Annotated in this window: 14 protein-coding genes and 4 pseudogenes; 8 read left to right on the plus strand and 10 right to left on the minus strand. The window is 68.7% G+C overall.

Features of this window, described 5'->3' with window-relative positions:
• Positions 1 to 66: 66 nt before the first annotated feature.
• Positions 67 to 270, minus strand: coding sequence for a hypothetical protein (locus OHB41_RS00215; protein WP_266695930.1), 204 nt, complete (start codon positions 268 to 270; stop codon positions 67 to 69).
• A gap of 477 nt (positions 271 to 747) precedes the next feature.
• Here OHB41_RS00215 and OHB41_RS00220 point away from each other — a divergent pair.
• Positions 748 to 903: pseudogene (locus OHB41_RS00220) on the plus strand (peptidylprolyl isomerase); the annotation flags it as partial.
• Between the two features lie 362 nt (positions 904 to 1,265).
• Here the strand turns inward: OHB41_RS00220 and OHB41_RS00225 are convergent.
• Positions 1,266 to 1,517, minus strand: a complete 252-nt coding sequence (locus OHB41_RS00225) for a hypothetical protein (RefSeq protein ID WP_266695931.1) — start codon at positions 1,515 to 1,517, stop codon at positions 1,266 to 1,268.
• 269 nt (positions 1,518 to 1,786) lie between these two features.
• Here OHB41_RS00225 and OHB41_RS00230 point away from each other — a divergent pair, with 269 nt between their 5' ends.
• Positions 1,787 to 3,511, plus strand: coding sequence for a SpoIIE family protein phosphatase (locus tag OHB41_RS00230; RefSeq protein WP_526024867.1), 1,725 nt, complete (start codon positions 1,787 to 1,789; stop codon positions 3,509 to 3,511).
• A gap of 51 nt (positions 3,512 to 3,562) precedes the next feature.
• Here the strand turns inward: OHB41_RS00230 and OHB41_RS52505 are convergent.
• A pseudogene (locus OHB41_RS52505) lies at positions 3,563 to 3,900 on the minus strand (transposase); the annotation flags it as partial.
• A 106-nt stretch (positions 3,901 to 4,006) separates the two neighbouring features.
• Between OHB41_RS52505 and OHB41_RS00240 the strand changes: the two are divergent.
• The 4 genes and pseudogenes from OHB41_RS00240 to OHB41_RS00255 all read left to right on the plus strand — a co-directional run bounded on the left by OHB41_RS00240 (position 4,007) and on the right by OHB41_RS00255 (position 9,122).
• A complete protein-coding gene (locus tag OHB41_RS00240; protein ID WP_266695933.1) occupies positions 4,007 to 5,290 on the plus strand; it encodes a PP2C family protein-serine/threonine phosphatase in 1,284 nt (427 codons plus the stop codon).
• 343 nt (positions 5,291 to 5,633) lie between these two features.
• A complete protein-coding gene (gene istA / locus OHB41_RS00245) occupies positions 5,634 to 7,232 on the plus strand; it encodes an IS21 family transposase (RefSeq protein WP_266695934.1) in 1,599 nt (532 codons plus the stop codon).
• Positions 7,229 to 7,976: pseudogene (gene istB, locus OHB41_RS00250) on the plus strand (IS21-like element helper ATPase IstB). The gene istA and the pseudogene istB overlap by 4 nt, the downstream one beginning before the upstream one ends.
• A 342-nt stretch (positions 7,977 to 8,318) precedes the next feature.
• Complete coding sequence (locus OHB41_RS00255; protein WP_266695935.1) at positions 8,319 to 9,122, plus strand: class I SAM-dependent methyltransferase; 804 nt, start codon at positions 8,319 to 8,321, stop codon at positions 9,120 to 9,122.
• Positions 9,123 to 9,285: 163 nt separating this feature from the next.
• Here the strand turns inward: OHB41_RS00255 and tpg are convergent.
• Positions 9,286 to 9,663 (minus strand): annotated as a pseudogene (gene tpg, locus OHB41_RS00260) (telomere-protecting terminal protein Tpg); the annotation flags it as partial.
• Positions 9,664 to 10,055: 392 nt separating this feature from the next.
• Here tpg and OHB41_RS00265 point away from each other — a divergent pair.
• Positions 10,056 to 11,156 (plus strand): NAD(P)/FAD-dependent oxidoreductase, encoded by a 1,101-nt coding sequence (locus OHB41_RS00265; RefSeq protein ID WP_266695936.1) that lies wholly within the window; start codon positions 10,056 to 10,058, stop codon positions 11,154 to 11,156.
• Between the two features lie 1,037 nt (positions 11,157 to 12,193).
• Here the strand turns inward: OHB41_RS00265 and OHB41_RS00270 are convergent.
• The 4 genes from OHB41_RS00270 to OHB41_RS00285 form a co-directional block, all read right to left on the minus strand.
• On the minus strand, positions 12,194 to 12,766 hold the full coding sequence (locus OHB41_RS00270) for a hypothetical protein (RefSeq protein WP_266695937.1): 573 nt from the start codon (positions 12,764 to 12,766) through the stop codon (positions 12,194 to 12,196).
• Positions 12,766 to 15,288: a DnaB-like helicase C-terminal domain-containing protein gene (locus OHB41_RS00275; RefSeq protein ID WP_266695938.1), complete on the minus strand. Its 2,523-nt coding sequence runs from the start codon at positions 15,286 to 15,288 to the stop codon at positions 12,766 to 12,768. The genes OHB41_RS00270 and OHB41_RS00275 overlap by 1 nt, the downstream gene beginning before the upstream one ends.
• 725 nt (positions 15,289 to 16,013) lie before the next feature.
• Complete coding sequence (locus OHB41_RS00280; RefSeq protein WP_266705544.1) at positions 16,014 to 16,223, minus strand: cold shock domain-containing protein; 210 nt, start codon at positions 16,221 to 16,223, stop codon at positions 16,014 to 16,016.
• A 196-nt stretch (positions 16,224 to 16,419) separates the two neighbouring features.
• Positions 16,420 to 16,701, minus strand: a complete 282-nt coding sequence (locus OHB41_RS00285) for an HU family DNA-binding protein (protein WP_054230207.1) — start codon at positions 16,699 to 16,701, stop codon at positions 16,420 to 16,422.
• A 163-nt stretch (positions 16,702 to 16,864) separates the two neighbouring features.
• Here OHB41_RS00285 and OHB41_RS00290 point away from each other — a divergent pair, with 163 nt between their 5' ends.
• Entirely contained in the window at positions 16,865 to 17,227 is a 363-nt protein-coding gene (locus tag OHB41_RS00290) for a hypothetical protein (RefSeq protein ID WP_266695939.1), read from the plus strand.
• Here the strand turns inward: OHB41_RS00290 and OHB41_RS00295 are convergent.
• Both OHB41_RS00295 and uppS read right to left on the minus strand, forming a co-directional pair.
• Positions 17,172 to 18,635: an oxygenase MpaB family protein gene (locus OHB41_RS00295; RefSeq protein ID WP_266695940.1), complete on the minus strand. Its 1,464-nt coding sequence runs from the start codon at positions 18,633 to 18,635 to the stop codon at positions 17,172 to 17,174. The genes OHB41_RS00290 and OHB41_RS00295 overlap by 56 nt on opposite strands.
• Positions 18,632 to 19,318 (minus strand): polyprenyl diphosphate synthase, encoded by a 687-nt coding sequence (uppS, locus tag OHB41_RS00300; RefSeq protein ID WP_526025022.1) that lies wholly within the window; start codon positions 19,316 to 19,318, stop codon positions 18,632 to 18,634. The genes OHB41_RS00295 and uppS overlap by 4 nt, the downstream gene beginning before the upstream one ends.
• Positions 19,319 to 19,721 lie beyond the last annotated feature (403 nt).

The following is a 19,721-nucleotide window of genomic DNA, read 5'->3' on the forward strand; positions in this document are numbered from 1 at the left end:
CGGTCGGCCGGGATGGAGCGTCACTGATCCACGGCGTTCTGTGGAAAGCGTCGGTGGGCGTGGTGGTCAGCCGCCCGGTGACCAGATTTCCGGGCCGCCTCCGTGCCACTCGACAACCGGCAGGACGGCCACGTCGACTTCGTCCAGGTCTTCCCAGCCGGCACGCCGCAGCAGCTCGGTCAGATCACGCAGACTGTGCGCCGCGCCCACAAGTTTCCTGTCCACCCACACGCGCCGACCTTCACCCTTCACGGGCAGGCAGACGATCACGGAACGTTCCCTCATTTCTCCAGCCTCACCCACTCCCCTTCACTGCGCACTCGGGACAGAACCCCGAGCCGCTCTGAGGTGGGTGCGTCAGTTCCAGGGCCGCGCGGACTACCCTGCGCTTAGCACCCTCGTGACAAGGGTCCTCCGCGGACTTCGCAGGGGCGTGAAGACGGTGCGGGTGTCGGTTCGGGTGGCTTCGGCGCCTTGTACACAGCCGGGTGGAGAAGCTGCTGTGACAGCGCCGAGAAGAGCACCGGTCATCGTCGCCACGCCGACGCGGCCAGCGAGGACCACGGGCGGGAGACCCTGAGCTTTCGGGTTATGACTGCCCAGGGCCTCCGGCTGCCCGGCCACAGACCGGCAGGTTCGTGGCCCTCCATCCGACGCGAGGGACGGACAGGGACCACCGGCACCGTGCCGCGTGTCACATGACCACCGCTCACGGCACTATGCCGGCACGCCCGCGTCAACAGGAGAACCGGGAAGCACACCATCTTCGGCGAAGTCACCAACGACGCCGGGAAGAGGGTGGTGGGCACCATCGCCACCACCGACATCAACCCTCGCAACGATCGCCCCGCCGGCGACATCGTCATCAAGTCCGTCACGATCGAACCCATCGAAACCCGCTGAGAGCCGACCCACCCCGACAAGGTCCGGCTCGGCGACAGGCCGGTGCGACGGTTGCGTTCGGCGCCATGAGGCTGGCCGGGCCGGGGATCCGGGGGCCGCCCGGGACCACTCGATCGATCCGGCTGGGAGGGGGCGCACCCGGGTCCCCACGACTCCCCCGGCTGGCTGCACACGTCGCTGCCGGAGACGACGAAGGTGCCCCCCACCTCACCGTCGAGCTGGACGCCGAGTGCGCCGAGCCAGGTAGGCGACCTGTGCGGAATCCGAACGTCGTCGAACGCGCAGAAAGCTGAGCCCTGTCCCCCAACCGCCAATACGGCGCGGCGCCAAGCACGTGGTGAACTGCTGGACTGCCATATGCGTCAGCGGTGAGGATGTCCTTGCTCCGGGTCGTCCTCGGGGGTGCTCCATCCGTCGCCGCGGTGTGCGGGGTCCGCCAGGTCGCGGCGTGCTTGTGCGGCCTGCGGCGGAGACGTTGACACACGGCGCCGGGCGGAGTGTCGGGTACCGATGAAAAATCCGGCGACCAGGACGACGACGGCGACACCCGCCACCATCAGCCACAGCGCGCCGCCATACGAAGCGGCCTGTACGTTCAGCGTTTCGGCGTTCATGCGCCCCGTCTACCCCACAGGAGAGCAAAATCCCGCGCCGACCTCCGACCGTGCAGTGCCGCAGGCACCGGGCGCTGGTATCGGAGCCCGATCGAGGCTGCCGCTGCTGGGATCGGGCTCTGCTACCAGGGGCGCTGCGGTCGTCACTCTGCGGGCAGTGCGTGCGCGGCGTGTCACAGGTGGCCTGAGATGCCACGGCTGATCTTGTCCGTCGCTGTCGGCGCGCGGAGGGGTACCTTCGGGTAGGCCCGCATCCGCCGAGGAGATTCATGGACATAACTGGCACGGACACCGGAGATTCGCACGTCTCCGGTCCCCAGACGTGGTCTGGCGTCCTGCTTGGACCAACCCTGGAGGACGTGCAGACGGCTGTCATTGTCGTTGACGACGGCGGACTCATCGTCTCGGCCAACGACGCGGCCAAGAGTGGGCTGGGCCACAGCTTCGAGGAGCTCGCCGGGGAGGATTTTCACGAGCTGCTGCATCGCGACAGTCACGGGCACGCCACGCCCCGCACGCGCTGTCAGCTGAGAAACGCGATTCTCGCCGGGAGAACCGAGCACGGCGACTTGGAGTGGTTCGCCCGCGGGGACGGCACGCTCGTCCAGATGTCCTGGCTCGTCGCGCCCTACTCCTGCGGATCGGACAAGGCGGGTGCGCTGGTGCTCTTGTACGAGTCGAATCGGGGCGTATCTGACGAGGGCGTCAAGGTCCCAGCACCGCTGACGGAGCTGGACCGCCTGGCTCTGCTGGCGGAGACGACCACTCAGCTGACGTCCACCTTGGATGTGGAGGAGGCATTGCGCCGGCTGGCGGTCCTGACGGTGCCCCGGCTCGCGGACTGGTCGGTGATCGATCTGCTCACCGAAAAAGACGAGGTACGACGCGCCTTGGTGACGGAGTACAGGGACGGAATCCTGGTCGAGCGGGAGGACCTGCAAGGGCCCATGCCCCCCGTTCCGGAGGAGTCCCCCATGCCCCTGTCGCGGGCTCTGCGCGGCGCCGCCTCCTCGCTCGCCGGCCCTGCCACCTATCAGGGTCCGCCCGATTCCGGAATCGCTGTCGAGCAGGGGCGCTTGTTCACCGAGACGGGCATGCACTCCGCTGTCATCGCGCCCATCCGAGGTCTGCGCGACGTGCTCGGAGCGCTGACCCTGGGACGCTCGAGACATCCTCGCGCCTTCACCGCCTCCGATCTGCCGCTGCTGGAGGACATCACCCGCCGGGCGGGCCTGGCCCTGGACAACGCGCGCCTGTACCAGCGCCAGCGCAAGGTCGCCGAAACCATGCAGCGCCACCTGCTGCCCCAGCTCCCCACCGTGCCCGGGGTGGACATGACGGCACGCTACGTACCCGCTGCGCACGCGTCCTCCGTCGGCGGTGACTGGTACGACGCCTTCGCTCTGACCGACAGTTCCCACGCCTTGGTCATCGGCGACGTCGTCGGACACGACCTCGACGCCGCAGCCGGCATGGCGCAGGTCCGCAATATGCTGCGCGCCTTCACATGGTCCCAGCCTGAGGCCATGCCCAGCGCCGTCGTCACCCAGCTCGACAACGCCGTGAAACACGTAGCCGAGGTCCCTATGGCGACCATGATCCTGGCCACCCTTTCTCTCGGTGACGACGAGCTGTGGCAACTGTGCTGGACGAACGCCGGCCACCCTCCGCCGCTGCTGGTCAGCCATGACGGCCGTGCCCGCTACCTCACCGACGTCCACGGCATTCTGCTCGGGACCGGGGTGACCCGGCCTCGCCCCGATGTCTTCACCGTCCTGCCGCCCCGCACCACTGTCCTGCTCTACACCGACGGCCTGGTCGAGTCACCACACCACTCCATCGACCACGGACTGGAACGGTTGCGTCGACACGCTGCCTCTCTTGCCCACCGCCCCCTGGATGCTTTCTGCGACCTGCTACTGGAGCAGGCCCGGCCCGGCGACAACGACGACGACGTCGCCATGCTCGCCCTGCGCACGCCCGCTCGTGCATAGACCGGCGGCCACGATCAGCACATAGCGCCCCGCGGCTACTAGGGTCCGTCTTCAAACTGATCTTGCCCAGAGCAGGAATGACGCGAGACTGACCGCTGCCTCGTAGGAGGCGGCGGTCTTGTCGTATCTGGTGGCGATGCCGCGGAAGCCTTTGAGGCGGTTGAAGCAGCGCTCGACTACGTTGCGGCGGCGATAGATCTGTCGGTCGAATGCCGGTGCCGGCCGCCGCGACGGCCGCGGCCCAGCCGGTGTCGCTGCTGGTCGGCTTTCTCCGGGATGGTGCACGCGATACCGCGTTTGCGCAGGTAGGCGCGGAATCCTCGGGAGCTGTAGGCCTTGTCGGCGATGACCTGGTCGGGTTTGGAGCGGGGCCGGCCAGATCCTCGACGCCATCCAAGACCTGCTGAACTGTGAGGGCACGTGTCAGAGGCTGGCGGGACGAGGCAGGCGATGTGCCCAGGTGCCGAGGGCGCCGACGCACGCTACAACGTAGGGGTGAGGGACGAGAACATCCCTGCTGAGGATGCAGGGCCGCACCGTGCGGCGAGGCCGGGGATCGACTACCAGGCGTTGTTCGCGGTCACTCCCAGCCCCTATATGGTGCTGGGCCCGGATCTGGTGATCGCTGACGTCAACGAGGCGGCCTGCCAGGTGACCGGCTGCACTCGGGAGTATCTGCTCGGACGGCACCTCTTCGAGGCCTTTCCTGGCAATCCGGCGGACCCGGATGCTGAAGGGGTGCGAAAGCTGCACGCCTCCTTGCACCGGGTGCTGCGCTCGAAGGAGCGGGACACGATGGCGCCGATGAAGTACGACATTCCCGTGGCCGAGCAGCCCGGCGTGTTCGAGGAGCGGTGGTGGTCCGCGATCAACACTCCGGTGGTCGGGCCGGATGGGCAGGTGGCGTGGATCATCCACCGGGGGGAGGACGTGACCGCGTTCATCCTCTCCCACCCTCGCCTGCAAGAAGGCGAGGCGCTGAGCAACGCGGAGGCGATGGAGGTCGAACTGTACGTGCGGGCGCGCGAGCTTCAGCGGCTGAACGAGGAACTGCGCCAAGCCCACGCCCGGGAACGCCAGGTCGCCGTCACCTTGCAGGAGGCCATGCTCCACTCGCCCCACCTGGCCCGGCACCGGGACACCGCGGTGCGCTACCTGCCCGCCGCCGGGTCACTGAACGTGTGCGGCGACTGGTACGAAGTCATCGACCTGCCCGAGAACAGATTCGCCGTCGCAGTCGGCGACGTCGTCGGCCACGGCCTGGAAGCCGCCGCCGTCATGGGCATGCTCCGCAGCGCGTTGTCCGCCTCCGTCCGGGCCGTCGAAGATCCCGCGAGGGCCCTGGACTGCCTGGGCCTGTATGCACGCTACGTGGAGGATGCGATGGCCACCACCGTCGTCCAGGCCATCGTCGACACCCGCGCTCGCCGCGTCACGTACAGCAGCGCCGGCCACCCGCCCCCGGTCCTGCTCCACCAAGACGGAACCTGCGCCTTGCTCGATCAGGCCACCGACCCTCCGCTGGCAGCCCGTCCCAAACACGTTCCCCGCCCCCAGGCTGAGCTGCCCTACACCCCCGGCGACACCCTCGTTCTCTACACCGACGGCCTCATCGAACGCCGTGGCGAGGATATCGACGCCGGCCTGCAACGCCTCACCGACGCACTCGCCCGCTATACCCGCCACCAGCCCGAACACCTCGCCGACGCCCTGCTCGCGCACCTCGGCGTCAGCAGCGGCGCCCGCGACGACATCGCCCTGATCGTCCTCCGCCTATGACCCGGACCGCCAGCTGAGCACCACAGATAACCCCTCCAACTGAAGCGCCCAGTCACCGTTGAATTCAGAGATCGCGTATTAGCGCCTCATCAGTAATCGAGATCCAGATAGTCAGCGTCATTTGTTTCGACATCTGACAGTCCCAGAGCACGGCCTGTCGACGATCAAGTTTTCCCCAGGTTGGGCGGTTTGAGCGTCGTGTAATTCCCCATCCCGAATTCTCCTAATTGGCCATGGGTAGCGCGGAGGTCGGGATCGAGGGACCTGGTCGTCGCGAAGCTGGTCCTCGTCCCGTAGTTCGGATGGCCGATGGGCAGCCCGGATGGCGAGGAGAACGTTCGTCGTGGTCGACATCACCGAGATCTACGTCCACTGGTACGCAGGCCGCTCGAAGAGCGAGCTGGCCGCGTCCCTGGGGGTGGACCGCAAGACGGTCAGAAAGTACCTGGCCCCGGCGGAAGCGGCCGGGATCAGCCCGGGCGGGCCTCCGATGAGCGAGGCCGACTGGTCGAAGCTGATCAAGGAGTGGTTCCCCGGACTCATCGACAGACGGCTGAGGCAGGTGACTTGGCCGGACATCGATCAGTACCGCGACTACATCAAGAGCCTGCTCGGGACGGTGACCGTCACGACGATCCACCAGCGGCTGCGTGACGAGCACAAGCTGCAGGTGTCGATCTCCTCGTTCCGGCGCTGGGTGCACGCGACACTTCCAGACGAGGTGGCGAAGTCACAGGTCACCGTGTTGCGCGACGAGATCGAGCCCGGATCAGAGGCTCAGATCGACTACGGCTTCCTCGGGCAGTGGATCGATCCGCGGACCGGGAAACGCCACCGGGTCTGGGCGTTCGTGATGGTCCTGCCGTGCTCGCGGCACATGTTCGTCCGGCCTGTGCTGCACCTGGACCAGCACGCATGGACGGAAGCGCACGTCGCAGCCTTCCGCTACTTCGGCGGCGTCCCGCGCCGGCTCGTCCCGGACAACCTCAAGACCGGTGTCGACAAGCCCGACCTCTACGACCCGAAGATCAACAAGGCGTATGCCGAACTCGCCACCCACTACGGAGCGTTGGTCGATCCGGCCCGGGCGGCGAAGCCGAAGGACAAGGCGCGGGTCGAGCGGCCGATGCCCTATGTCCGCGACTCGTTCTGGCGAGGCCGGGAGTTCACCTCGATCGAGCACATGCAGACCGAGGCCGTGACCTGGAGCCAGCAGGTCGCCGGTCGGCGCAAGTGCCGGCCACTGGGCGGGGCCGCCCCGATGACCGTGTTCGACGCGTTGGAGGCGGCCGAACTGCTGCCTCTGCCGCCGACTCCGTTCGTGCTGGCCCGCTGGTCGACGGCCACGGTCGGCCCGGACATCCACATCAAGGTCGGCCGCACCCTCTACTCGGTGCCGTGGAAGCTGATCGCCCGCCGCGTCGACGTCCGCTCGACCGCCACGATGGTCCAGGTCTTCCACGACGGCTCCCTCGTCAAGACCCACGCAGCCCTTGACCAGGGAAAACGCACCGACAAGAGCGACTATCCGCCGGAGAAGATCGCCTTCCAGATGCGGACGCCGGTCTGGTGCCGCAGTCAGGCGTCCGAGGTTGGCGACGCCTGCCGCGAGGTCGTCGACCAGCTGCTGGAGGTGAACGTGCTCTATCGGCTCCGCGCTGCCCAGGGGGTCCTCGGGCTGCGGAAGAAGTACGGCGAGACGCGGCTGGAGGCCGCCTGCGCGAGGGCCATCGCGGTTGGCGACCCGTCCTACCGCACCATCAAGGGCATCCTCATCGCCGGCACCGAAACCGACCCCGAGCACGAGACCAGCGGTGATGCCGGGGCTGCCGCCTTCCTGCATGGCCCCGCCCGGCTCTTCGCCACCGTCGCGACCCCCGACGCGACGGATGACGACCACGACGACCAGGTGCACGACGAAGCCGAGGTGGAAGCCCGATGACCGTGATGGACGCCGCCCTGCGGGAGTCGCTCAAGGCCCTGCGACTGTCAGGCATGCTGGAGACCCTCGATGCTCGCCTCGCCCAGGCCCACGGAGGCGAGCTCGGCCACCTCGACTTCCTCAAGGTCCTCTGTCAGGACGAGATCACCCGCCGGGAGACCGTCGCGTTCCAACGGCGTTTGCAGCGGGCTAAGTTCGAGCAGCAGGTCACCCTGGAGGAGTTCGACTTCACCGCTTCCTCGAAACTGCCCGCCGCCCAGATCCGCGACCTGGGAGCCCTGCGCTGGCTCCATGCCGGCGAATCGGTCATCCTCTTCGGCCCCGTCGGCGTCGGCAAGACCCACATCGCCCAGGCCCTCGGCCACCTCGCCGTCCGCCAGGGCGCCCACGTCCGCTTCGCCAAGACCAGCCGCATCCTCGCTGACCTCGCCGGCGGCCACGCGGACCGCACATGGGAGAAACGCGTCCGCGAACTCGTGCGCCCCGACGTCCTCATCCTCGACGACTTCGCCATGCGCCAGCTGTCCGCGGCCCAGGCCGACGACCTCTATGAACTCGTCTCCGAGCGGCAGGGACGGTCTCTGATCATCACCAGCAACCTGGCGCCCAGCGACTGGTATCAACCCCGTCGTCGCCGAGTCCCTCCTGGACCGGCTCATCAACACCAGCCATCAGGTGATCATGAACGGGCCTAGCTACCGCCCGAACAAGCGGCCCAGGAACCCCACCGACAAGATCAAATAGGGAAAACCGGTGGACGTCGTCGGGATACGTGGCAGTAGAGGCGCTCCCTGGCGGTCCTTCATCCGGACGCGGCGTTTCGGCAATCAGTTTGGATGGCTGTGCCTAAAGCGCTCCGCAGTGAACGCGCGCTTGCCGGCCGCGGTCCCCATCGTGGCCGTTGGGGCGCCGGTGGAGTGGGGACCTGCGTCGGTGCGGCGTGTCGCGGTTTCCCACGAAATCCGGTGGAGTCTCAGCGGCCGGAAGTGATTGGGTCCTCCTCAATGCTTCGCTGACACGGCCCGGCACAGTGCGAGGCGCAAGGTCCGAATCGCAGGCGTGGTCTAGCCCGCGTGTCGTCGAGTGATGGAGGTTATCGCGGTGGCTGGTTATGGGGCGCTTTCCGACGTATACGAGTGGCTGATCGGGGACGACAGGTTGACCCCCGCCAAGGCAGCCGCGGTTTACTACAGCGATGTCGTGGGCTCTATGCCGCCCAACGCGCGCGTCCTCGACTGCGCGTGTGGAACCGGCCAGCTCGCCGTCGGCCTTGCGAGTCTTGGCCTTGACGTGGTTGCCGCAGACGCCAGCAGTGGGATGGTTCGCCGGACCGAGAAGGCCGCCGACGAGCAGGGTGTCTCGCTTCGAGCCCTCCGCGCGAGCTGGGACGAGCTGCCCGACCACCTGGAGGACTCCACGTTCGATCTGGTGTTCTGTGTCGGCAACTCGCTCGGGCACGCTGAGGGCGCAGCCGGGCGCCTGACCGCACTGGACGCGATGTCGCGGCTGCTGAATCCGGGCGGACGCCTCGTGCTCACGTCACGCAACTGGGAGCTCGTGCGCTCCGCCGGCTCACGGGTAGACGTCCGCGATCGACTCATCCGCCGCAACGACCGCGATGCGGTCGTCAGCTACTACTGGCAGATCGAGCAGCACTGGGAGCAGGAACACTTCCTCGAGATCGTGGTCGCCCAGATCGAGCCGGATGGGGCAGTGCGAGCCTGCTCGGAGCGGTTGTCCATCTGGCCCTACCGGTACGAGGACCTCGTGGCGCAGTTGCGGAGCGTTGGGCTCACGGTGCAGTCCACCACCTTCGACCCCGAGAGCGATGGATACCTGGTGGTCGCCAGCCGTGACCAGGCGCGAGGCACGTCTGAGCCGGCGCGCTGATCCGCCTTTCGTCGTCGTTGCCGACCTGCCAGCTCGCGACCGCCTGCAGCGCTTCGCGAAGTGTTCAGCGCTTGAAGCGGTTGCTGCGGGTGCGGTCCTCACCTTGCATCTGACCTGCTCAAGCTGAGGTTGGAAACAGCTCACGGTCTGCCTCACCGTCAGCTCACGTCAGTAGCTGGGGAATTACGTGAACTTCCGCCTGGGGAATTTCGCGGTCGTCCACACGGCCACCGCCATGCTGGAAATACACTTCGTTGAACCCTTCGGCAATGATTCCGCGCATCTCCTGGTAGCTAGCCCCCTCACCACGGGCCTCGAACAAGCGGCGGGCATACTCCGACGGAAGGTGCACGGTAAGTCGCCGGAAGCGTCCGTCGTCGGTACTGCCGACCGCCGCGGTGTAGCCGAAACGAGCCCTCGTCTCCACCTTGATGCCGCCCGTGGCGGCGGCCTGGCGGTGCCGGCGCTCGCGTACCAGCGACTGCCACCGCTGCTTCACCGCGTCATCGATCTTCGCGGCAACGTCGGCGGGAGGGTACTTCGGGAAGAGTTCGGGCTTGGCGTAGAGGTCGGCGTTGCCGCCACTGTCGGGGATGGCGACGAAGTTGAAGACCGCGCGCTGGGGGCGGGCACGTTGCGGGCTGATCCATCCTCGGGCCCGGTGAGCTGCTTGAGCGTCTCACCGGAGTCGGGGATGTACACGTCGACGTAGACGAGGGACTTCATGTTCTTGTTGCCGGTGGCGGCGTTGGAGGTCCGAGGTGGCCGGTTGACATATTTCGGACCGGTGTGAGGCTGAAGAAGACACGGTTCCGCCGTCGCGTCACATAGAGCCTGACAATGCCGACCACCCACCAGTTCGCAGCGGCGACAGATGAACCTAAACCCTGCTCCGTAGGGGAGCAACTCCGGGACGCGAAATGAGGCGATCGAATGGACCGGGTTCCCGAGGTGGCCGTGGTAGGAGCCGGCATCGTCGGCCTCTGCACCGCCTATGCACTGGCCGAACGCGGAACGACGGCGCGGGTGTATGAAAGCGGCGTTCCAGGCCACGGGCAGTCCAGTGGCCAGTCCCGCATCTTCCGCCACGCGCACGACGACGCCCGCCTGGTCGAATTCACCCGGCAGGGCCGCGCCGTCTGGAACGAGTGGGCCGACCGGTTGGGCGCCGAACTGATCTCCCAGGACGGAGTGGTCGCCCTGGGCGGTCCCGTTCCTGAGAGACTGCGCATTCTGCAGGATGCCGGCGGCATACCGGTCCGGACCGTGGACAGCGCCGAGCTTCACGCCCGCATGCCGCTGCTCGCCGACTACCGCGGTCCCGCGATGCTCGATGAGGACGGCGGCGCCATCCGCACCCGTGTCGCGGTCGAGAGCCTGGCCAACGCGCTGGGTGACTCTGTGGTGACAGACGAGGTCATCTCGCTGCATCCGACGGGCCGCGGCACGGTGGAGGTGCTCAGCGCCGTCGGCCGCGAAGAGTACGCAACGGCCGTGGTGTGCGCGGGGCTGAGCACCGCGCGGCTGGCACGCAACGTGGGGCTTTCGCTACCCATACGGCCGGCAGCCCACGTCCGCCTCACCTTCCAGGTCAGGGGAACGCCCCCGGAACGGGTCGCCTGCCTGCAGGACAGCAGCGGCGACTTCGGCGAGGTCGGCGTCTACGCAGCCCCCTACCCCGGCAACAGCCGATATGCGGTGGGCCTCAGCCAAACGGTCGAGGTACGGGAGGATGGCAGCTTCACGGACCCCGAAGCACTGGTGGCGCTCAACGACCGCGCCCGCGCGTATGTCTCCCGCGCATTGCCCGGCCTCGACCCCGAGCCCGTCGAGTACCTGCACTGCTGGGTGACAAGCCTGCCGTGGAGCGAAGACGGCATGGCGGTCTGGGAAGCCGACAGAATCTTTTTCGCCGCCGGGCACAACCTGTTCAAACAGGCACCTCGACTGGGACGGGCATTGGCCAGCGCGGCCATGGCCGAAGAACTCGAGGAGAACCTGCGTCCAGCGGCAGCACTCGGCCAGCCCCGCTGAACACCCCAACAGTTGGCGCATCCCGCTCCGACGACGCGGTACCTACGAGGGGCGAGGAAGCCGGTACGCCCCGGCCTTCCCGGAGGCAGCTATTTCGTGTCCCCGTTTCAGAGAACTCTTTCGTGTCCGGTGGGTTGCGCTCATTCACGATCTTGAAGGTTTGACGGCACAATCTTTCCGCTTGGAGAGCGACGTACGCCTTACGACGTACACCTTCGCGGTGGGGGCCGGCTGAGGGCCATCGACTCCTTGCTCAGCCGCGGTACACCGCCGGCATCCGTGTGGTGGGTGACCATGGCGATCTACAGCATGATGTGCCCGCACCTGGGGGATCGCGAAGACTCCCTCCTACGCTGGTCGCCCGGCCCGGGCCGAGGGACGCGTCGGTGATCGCGGTGCCATTCGGAAAGATCCCGATCACCTCGGTGCGGCAGCGGCAGCCGCGCGACGCGGACGGCCTTCGCTGGATGAACCATGGGCCCCTGGAGGTGGGCCTGACCGCCGAGGACCTCGCGACATCTGGTCGCGGGCCGCGGCGTCGGCGAGTTCAAGGCGTCCAGGCCCGCCCAGGAGCGGAACGCGGTCCAGCGGTCCGTCTCCACCCGGGCCCGGGTGAAGCGGAGCACCCGGGCCACCGCGGAGGTGAGGTTGTCATAGCGGACCTTGCCCCTGGGTATGCCGCCCAGCACCTGGCAATACTCTCCCGCGCCGTCGTGAACAAGACGGGCGACTTCCCCGCAGGCACCCGCTCCTGACCCCCGCGCCATCCAAGCGCCCGGCCGCCGACCCCTGCTCAGCGGCCGGGCGGACCCATGCCCCGACCAGCCTGGCACCCACACGGCCTGGAGGAGTGGAGGCAACATCGTCTGACTGGGCGGCAAGGGCTCGCGGGGCCTCGCCGGTATCCGCGGCGGCCACGTCCGTGAAGCCGCTGACCGCAGGCGCCATCGCCACCGCCGCGACTCCCGTCCCGCCCGCCAGCAACGCCCGCCTGACCAACTGCCAGGCAGCCGCACGCACGTCTCGCGGGACAGCAGTCACCGGAGTTCGACGGAGTAGTTGCTGCCGGAGAATTCCCAGCCGTCGGTGCCTTCGCCGATGTCGGCGACGATGACGTCGTCGGTGAAGCGGTCCTCGAAGTCGTCGTCGCGCAGGTCGCCGGCCAGCCAGAGCACCTCGATGTCGCTCCAGTCCCCGCGGCTCGCGTCGATGCGCAGAGGGGCGGCACGGCGGGTGCCGCGTTCGCGTTCGTCGGCGCCGGTCTTGACGAGGCCGCTGATCTCGAACTGGCCGTCCTTGATGTGGTCGGGGATGGGGTCGGCGGGGACGATGGCGACATTCTCGTACGCGGTGTGGATGAGGTCGCGGTAGCTGCGGCGGACGTTGTACTCGGGATCCGACAGCCACTTGAAGAGGGTGTCAGGGCGGACGTCGAGGCCGGCGGCGTCCAGGGCCTCGTAGCCGCGGCGGGTGCCGGTGAGTTGGCCGAGCTGGGCGTGCCAGTGCTTGGCGCTGTAGGAGGCGAGGCGGTGGCGGGGGGTGACCTGGGCGCGCAGGAGGTCGTTGAGTGCGGCGCCGAGGGAGTGGCCGTGTCCGGTGGGCCCTGCCATCAGTCGTCACCTTCGGGGATGAACTCGCCGGGCTGGAGGAACTTGGCCTTCACCTGGCCGAAGCCGGTCCCGACCCGGTACGTGCCGGGCGGCGTCTCGTCGGGGGTCCAGAAGATCGCGGCGTCGACGTTGCGCAGAGCGACGAGGGTGTGGCCCTCCTGGACGGCTTTGAAGGCGTTGAGCCAGTGCCGGACGGAGGCTTCGGCGACCATGCTCATGCGCCAGTCCGGCCGCCAGAACGGCGACCGCGACTCGGGCCGCTTGGGCCACAGCAGACGCAGTGCGATCGACAGGCGGGTCTTGTAGTTCTTGTACGGCTCGCCACCGGCCTGGATGAGCTCGGTGCGGGCCTCGCGGGCCGCGGCGTAGAACGGCTTGAACAGCGACTCGTTCGCCTTTCCCGTCCAGGAGTCGTGGATGGTCACGGGCGTGGTGAGGTGGCCCTCGCGGTGCAGGCGCTCCAGCTGCTTGATGTGCGGGGTGGTCACCCATACCCGTCCCTCGTCGTCGGGCCGGTCGATGAGCCGCCCGAGCGGGTGGGGCATCCCCGGGTGGTCCCACTCCGGAATGCTGATCTGGTAGATCCCGGCCTGACCCCGGTCGAAGGCGTCAAGGTGGCCGGTGTGCAGGAGCTTGTTCGGAGCGAGGGGGACGGCGGAGCAGGCGGAAGGGAAGGAGCCGTTGCGGTCGATCAGGCACAGCACGCCGTCCCCGAACGATGCGGGCACGTCGAGCTGGTCGCGCCGCACGCGCTTGCCGTTGCCGCGGACGTGCGCGACGCGGGTGCTGGTGACCTCGGGGTGGACCCAGCGGGGCTCGCCGTCCATGTCCTCACTGATCAGCGGCCACGGGCCGTCCTCCCGGTCTTCCTTTCGGATCACCGGGACCGGGTGCATCTTCGAACGCGTCACCGAGTCCTTGAGGATCCTCAAGGCCGGGAAGACCGTGCCCTGCGGCTCGTCCTCCTCGTCGCCCGGGACCAGGCCGTCGTCGTCGTCCCGACGGTCGTCATCGTCCGTGTCCGCGACGGCGCTGCTGCCGGCGGCAGGCCGGGCTGGTTCCGTGGGAGAAGGCTGCGCGGTTACGGCGACGGGGGCGGGCGCGTTGTAGGCGTGCAGCGCGGCGGCGAGGCGGCGCCCCTCGGTGTGGTCGGGCAGCCGGAGCCCGGCGGCGGCCAGGGCCCGCAGCGGGACGTGGAGTTCGTCGAGGTCCTTGATGTTGCCGGCGGCGAGCGCGGTGCGCAGTGCGGCGAGCAGGTGGGTTGCCTCGGCGGGCAAGCCTTGGAAGGCGCCGGAGGTGAAGGGAAGGGCGGCCGCTGCCAGTTCGCGGACAGTGTCGCTGCCCATCGTGTCCGGGACCGTGTCGCTGCCTGCACGCGTACCGGCGGCCGCGGTGGTGTCGGCGGCCGTGGGGGTGTCGAGGAATCGGGCGTGTGCGAGGTCGGGGCGCAGGCGGGCGTGGCCGATGATGCCCAGGTCCCGTTCGGCGACGGTGACGTTCGTCTCCCCGGTGTCGGGGTGCGCGGTGAGGGTGAGGATGACGTCGGCGTCCAGGAGGTTGACGATGGCCGGGTCGTCGGTGTCCAGGACGGCGAGAACCGGGACGTGCTGGGTGCGGGCCAGTTCCCGCAGGACCTGGCTGGCCGCCGGGAGGTGTTCCCCCGACAGCGGCAGGCGCGGGTTGCGGGCCCGCTGCAGGCGGTCGACGACGACGAGCGCCAGATCCCCGGCCACCGGCACGGTCTCGGCGATGGCCTCGGCGGTCAGGTCGCTGCCGTCGTCGATGAGCAGTGGCGCGTTGCGGAGTCGCTGGACGACTTCCTGTTCGTGCGGGGTGAGGGTGCCGGTCTTGAGGCGGGCGTAGTCGCCGCCTGCTTCCGCGGCGATGATGCGGCGGGTGATGTCGGCGCGGTTGGGGCCCGATGCCGCGTACAGGACACGGCTGTTGAGGGCGAGCGCCGTGTGCCGGGCCGCCCCGAGGCCGATCAGGCTTCCGCCGACCTGTGGAGGGGCGGCGACCAGGACCAGACGTCCGGGGTGCAGACCGCCGGTGGCCGCGTCCAGGCCCGCCAGGCCGAAGGAGAGGCCGGGAGCCGATCCGGAGGTGATGACATCGCCGAGGGCGTCGCCGAGCGTGGCGAGCCGGCGTCCGGGGTCACGAGTGGGCTGGCTGGTCACCACGCCTCCTGCGGTTGCCGCGGTATGCGCGGCCGTGTCGGATGGAGTGCTGCTGATCGGGCCGTTGGCGGGGAGCAGCACCGCGACGGGTGTGCTGTTCCTGCGGAGTACCTGGGGCTGTCCGCTGACTGCCCGGCCGATCAGGGTGCCGAAGTCCTTCTGCGCCGCGCTCAGTACCCAGGAGGGGAACGCGTCGGCCTTGCGTGCGGCCGGGAACCGGTCGAGCGGGGCGAGGAGAACACGGTCTTCCTGCTTCGAGCCGCGGTGGATCAGGGTGGGGACCCCGTCGTCGTTGGCGCGTTTGACCAAGGCGTACAGGTCCCTGCGGGCGTCACTCGCGTTCATCGCGGACTCTTGTGGTGACTGGCTCACTCACCCTCCCGGTACTCAACTCCCTTACAGGATAGCAAGAGTCACACACTGAGTTGACAAACGTCACACCTTTATTGATGTGATTTCACTAAAGTGGAAGGTGGGTGGGTGTTGGATCGGCGGCCTGCGGGTGTGCGGAACGCAGCCTTGCACGAAGGCCCGGTATGACGAAGGCCGGGGCCGTCAACCGGCCCCGGCCCGACTCACCGCGTCCCCAGGCGAGCGCGCCCATGCCGGGGAGACTCAGCCGCGCCCTGCTGGCCCCTGCTCGCTCGGTGTCTCCTTGTAGGCGAGGTGCCCGACGCAGGCGAGGTGCCCGACGGAGGAGAAGGCCTTGCCCGGGGCCACTGCGAGTTGCTCCGATCAGGGGGGCAACACCCGACCGTGTGCTTCCGCGCGCAGCTTGATGATCGTCAAAGGGCATCGTCGGCTTGATGTGCGTTCGATGATGCGCGAAGGCTGAGGTCCCGGCGTCAACTGGCTACCGGCGCCAAATGGCTAGTGGTCCACAGTTTCAGCCCGGTCCCGTAACGCTCTGGCGGGCCCGGGCTGACCACTTCTCGGCCCTGCCCGGGCTGGCCAGGTTCACGGGAGAGGGAAGAGAAGAGGGGCCCGACTGCGCCGGACCCCTCTTCACACGGTGGGATTCAACCCCAGGCTCTCGAAGGCCTGGGAACATCCACTCCGCGCTGTTCGTGTCAGCCGCGGACGACGTTCTCGGCCTGCGGACCCTTCTGGCGTTGGCCCAAGTCAAACGTGACCGTCTCGCCCTCGACGAGTTCCCGGAATCCGTTGCCGGAGATGTTGGAGTAGTGGGCGAAGACATCGAGTCCGCCGCCGACCTGCTCGATGAAGCCGAAGCCCTTCTCGGCGTTGAACCACTTCACGATGCCGCTGGCCCTACTGATGCCCTTCACATCCTGCCGGAATTCCCGGCTCGTCTGGGTGCAGGCCCGTCCGTAAGCGGACGGTACCCGGCGTCCGTTCTACCCCGCCGGCGGCTCAAGTACCCGGCTCTGCACGCGGCGTAGCGTGCCGCGTCCCAGCCTCGCACCTGTGCCGATCCGTGCTCCCGGTGCCCGGCAGGGCACCGGGAGGAGGCGGTCACTTGCCCTTGGCGGCTTCCTTGAGCTTGGAGCCGGCGGACACCTTGACGCTGTATCCGGCCGGGATCTCCAGCGGCTCGCCGGTCTGCGGGTTGCGTGCGGTACGTGCGGCGCGGTGCGTGCGCTCGAAGCTGAGGAAGCCCGGGATCGTCACCTTCTCGTCGCCCTTGGCGACGACATCGCCGACGCTCTCGGCGAGGGCGGTCAGCACCGCATCGGCGTCCTTGCGGGTCACCTGGGCGCGCTCTGCAAGCGCGGTGACCAGTTCGCTCCGGTTCATTGCTTTACTCCGTATTCCTGGATCAGCCCGGTCTGCGGCGTGCAGGCGGGACAAGCCGACCATGCTGCCATCGGCCACTGACAATGCGACCCGCGGGGCAAAGCAGCAGTATCAATCTCACCCATAAGTGAAATATGGATCCGCCTCGCGTGAGGGTGGCCCGGTGTCACTGGAGACCCGGCTCGCGGAAGTGGTGAAACTGCAACGGCGGCGCCAAGCCCAAATCTCCCCGCACGACAAGGAGAGCTTCTTCCTCGACACGCTGTCCGAGTACCGGTGGGCGCGCGACGCCGCAGGTCCGGCATCCACGACGCTGGACGGGCTCATCAAGCCGGTGATCGAGGTCTGCGAGTTCTACGGCGCCGTGCCGTGGCAGCTGACCTCCCGCGCGGTCGACCGGTACTTAGCCGGACCGGGCAAGCGGCCCAGTGGAGCGTCCAGCCGTGGCCGCCAACCCATGCACGAGTTCGTTAGGCGTCGGCGAGGAGCGGGTCGTACGGGGTGCCTGTGCGGCGGCCCGCCATGAAGGAGAGGAAGTCGCCCACGAAGGCGCTTTGGCCGTAGGTGCCGTCGGTGGTGGTGAGGTCGCGGTGGAAGGCGGTGCGGAAGAGGGTTCGGTATTCGTCCGCGTCGATGCTCCCGTTGCCGTCCTTGTCGGTGACGTCGAAGAGGACCTCGGCAACGCGGATGAGCGCGGGTCCGGCGAGGGAGGGGACGGCGGTGGCGTACTCCTCGGCGCTGACGCGGCCGTCGCCGTCCGTGTCGAGGGCCGCCTGGAGCTCGCGCCACCAGGCGGCGAAGGCGTCGTAGAGCCGGTCCTCCTCGGGTTCGTCCAGGTCGAGGCGGGTGGAGAGTTCGCGTGCCATGGCGGCGAGGTCAGGCCAGTCGAGGTGGCCGTCGCCGGTCTGGTCCAGCACTCGGCGGAAGAACTCCTCCGCCGAGCGTCGGTTCTCTTCTGTGCCCCCCGAAGGGTCCGGGTCGGGGTTGGTGTAGCCGCTCAGAGGTGTGAGGAGGCGGAGCAGGGCCGATGCCCGCTTCATGCGGGCACGCAAGGCGGTTACGGTGCGGGCGCGGGGGTCGTCGCTGTCGGGTGAGAGCGAGAGGGCTTCGATGATGCTTTCGGCGTTGATCCAGCCCTCGGGCAGGAATCGGGCGAGCCCGGCCGCGAGGTAGGCGCCCTGCATGAGGGTTGGGGCGCCGGGCATCTCGGGCAGGCCGGCCCGGCGCCGGTAGGGCTCGGGGAGCGAGGCGACGGTGATCGCGCCGAGGAGCGGACCGGCGACAGCGCGGCCGGCCGCCCACAGTGTCGGGGCACCGTCGAGCAGCGCAGGGGCGGGCAGGTGGTCGAAGAGCCGGTAGAGGATGACGCGGGCCGCCTCGGTGTTCTCCAGCTCGTTTTCGACGACCCGGTCGAAGTATCGCCAGAAGTCGTTCAGGTCCTCGGGGAGTTCTGCGGCGTCGCCGTCGAGCGCGGCGAGGAACGCGCGGTACTCGGCGTACATGCGCTCCATCGTGTCCTGGTCGAGCGGCTGGCCGCTCAGCCGGCACATGGTGACGGCGCTCTCGAAGAGGGTGGCGACCACCCAGGCGCGGGTCGCGCGGTCCATCGCGTCGTAGGCGCGGCCGCGGGAGTCGGAGCCGCTCATGCGGGCGTGCAGCCGGTTGAGTCGGGCGGCCTCCCGTTCGCGTGCCACTGGGTCGGTGCCGAACATGCGCCGCATGCTGAGGAAGGTGTTGCGCAGTCGGCGCCAGGGGTGGGCGACGAAGGTGGAGTTGTCGACGAGGGCGGCGCCGATCTGCGGGTGAGCGGCCTCCAGTACGGTGGCACGGATCATGGCCAGGGCCCAGCGCGGGTCGTCGAAGAAGGCGCTGAACTGCGATTTCGGGCCGAACAGGGAGGCCTCGTCGGCCGTTCCCGTGGTTTCGGTGGTCATGATGGGTCTCCGTTCGTCCGGGCGGGCACGCCGCCGAAGCGGCGGTCTCGGTGCCGGTAGGTGTGCAGGCAGGCGAGGAAGTCGGGAGCCCGGAAGTCCGGCCAGAGCGCCTCGGGGAAGATCCACTCGGCGTAGGCGACCTGCCAGAGCATGAAGTTGGAGATGCGCTGCTCACCGGAGGTGCGGATGACCAGATCCACATCGGGGGTGTCGGGGAAAGGCAGGTGGTCCGCGAAGAGCCGCTCGGTCACCTCGTCGGCGGGCGTCCCGCTGCGGATCAGCGACCTTGCGGCCTCGACGATGTCCCGACGCCCGCCGTGGTCGAAGGCGACGGTCAGCGTCATCCCCCGGTTGTCGGCGGTCAGCGCCGCCAAGTCGTCGAAGTCCTGCGCCAGTTCGCGGGGGATGCGCGGGTCGGCGACCCCGAGGAAACGGCAGCGGATGCCGCGCGCGAGCAGCAGCGGCGCATGCTTGCGCACAACCCGGCGCACCAGACGCATCAGGAATTCGACTTCGGTGCCAGGGCGGTTCCAGTTCTCGGTGGAGAAGGCGTACAGGCTGAGCCACTCCACGCCGGCGGCCCGGGCCGCCTCGATGACGTCGATGACGGTGGTCTCCGCGGCCCGGTGACCCGCCGTACGGGGAAGCGAACGCCGCTGCGCCCAACGGCCGTTGCCGTCCATCACGCAGGCCACGTGCCGCGGCCCCGCACGCGCCACCCCCTCGTCCCGCCGCTGCTCGCCGGGTCCGCCACCACGCTGTCGCCCGCCCGGCCGGTCCTCCGTCACCGCGCGTGCGCGCGGCACGCCATGGTCCGTCACGCTCGGCCCCGCCCCGTCCGGAGCGGCACGACCGGCCGAACCCCGCTCGGTCACGCCCACCCTGCCCCGCCGCTCCCGCTCGCCCACGCCCCACCGGCGCGTTCCCTCCCGGGAGTCTGACAGCGCGAAAGAGCCCCGCCCGGCCGAACGAGGAGGCGTCACCCTTGACTCGTACGATCGAATCCGTCCGAGTGCAAGAGCGGCGAACTCGCGCGCAGGTCCTTTCAAAGCTCCGATCGATGCGCGGGTCGGAGAGTGACCGCAT

Source organism: Streptomyces sp. NBC_01571 (assembly GCF_026339875.1).
Lineage (GTDB): Bacteria > Actinomycetota > Actinomycetes > Streptomycetales > Streptomycetaceae > Streptomyces.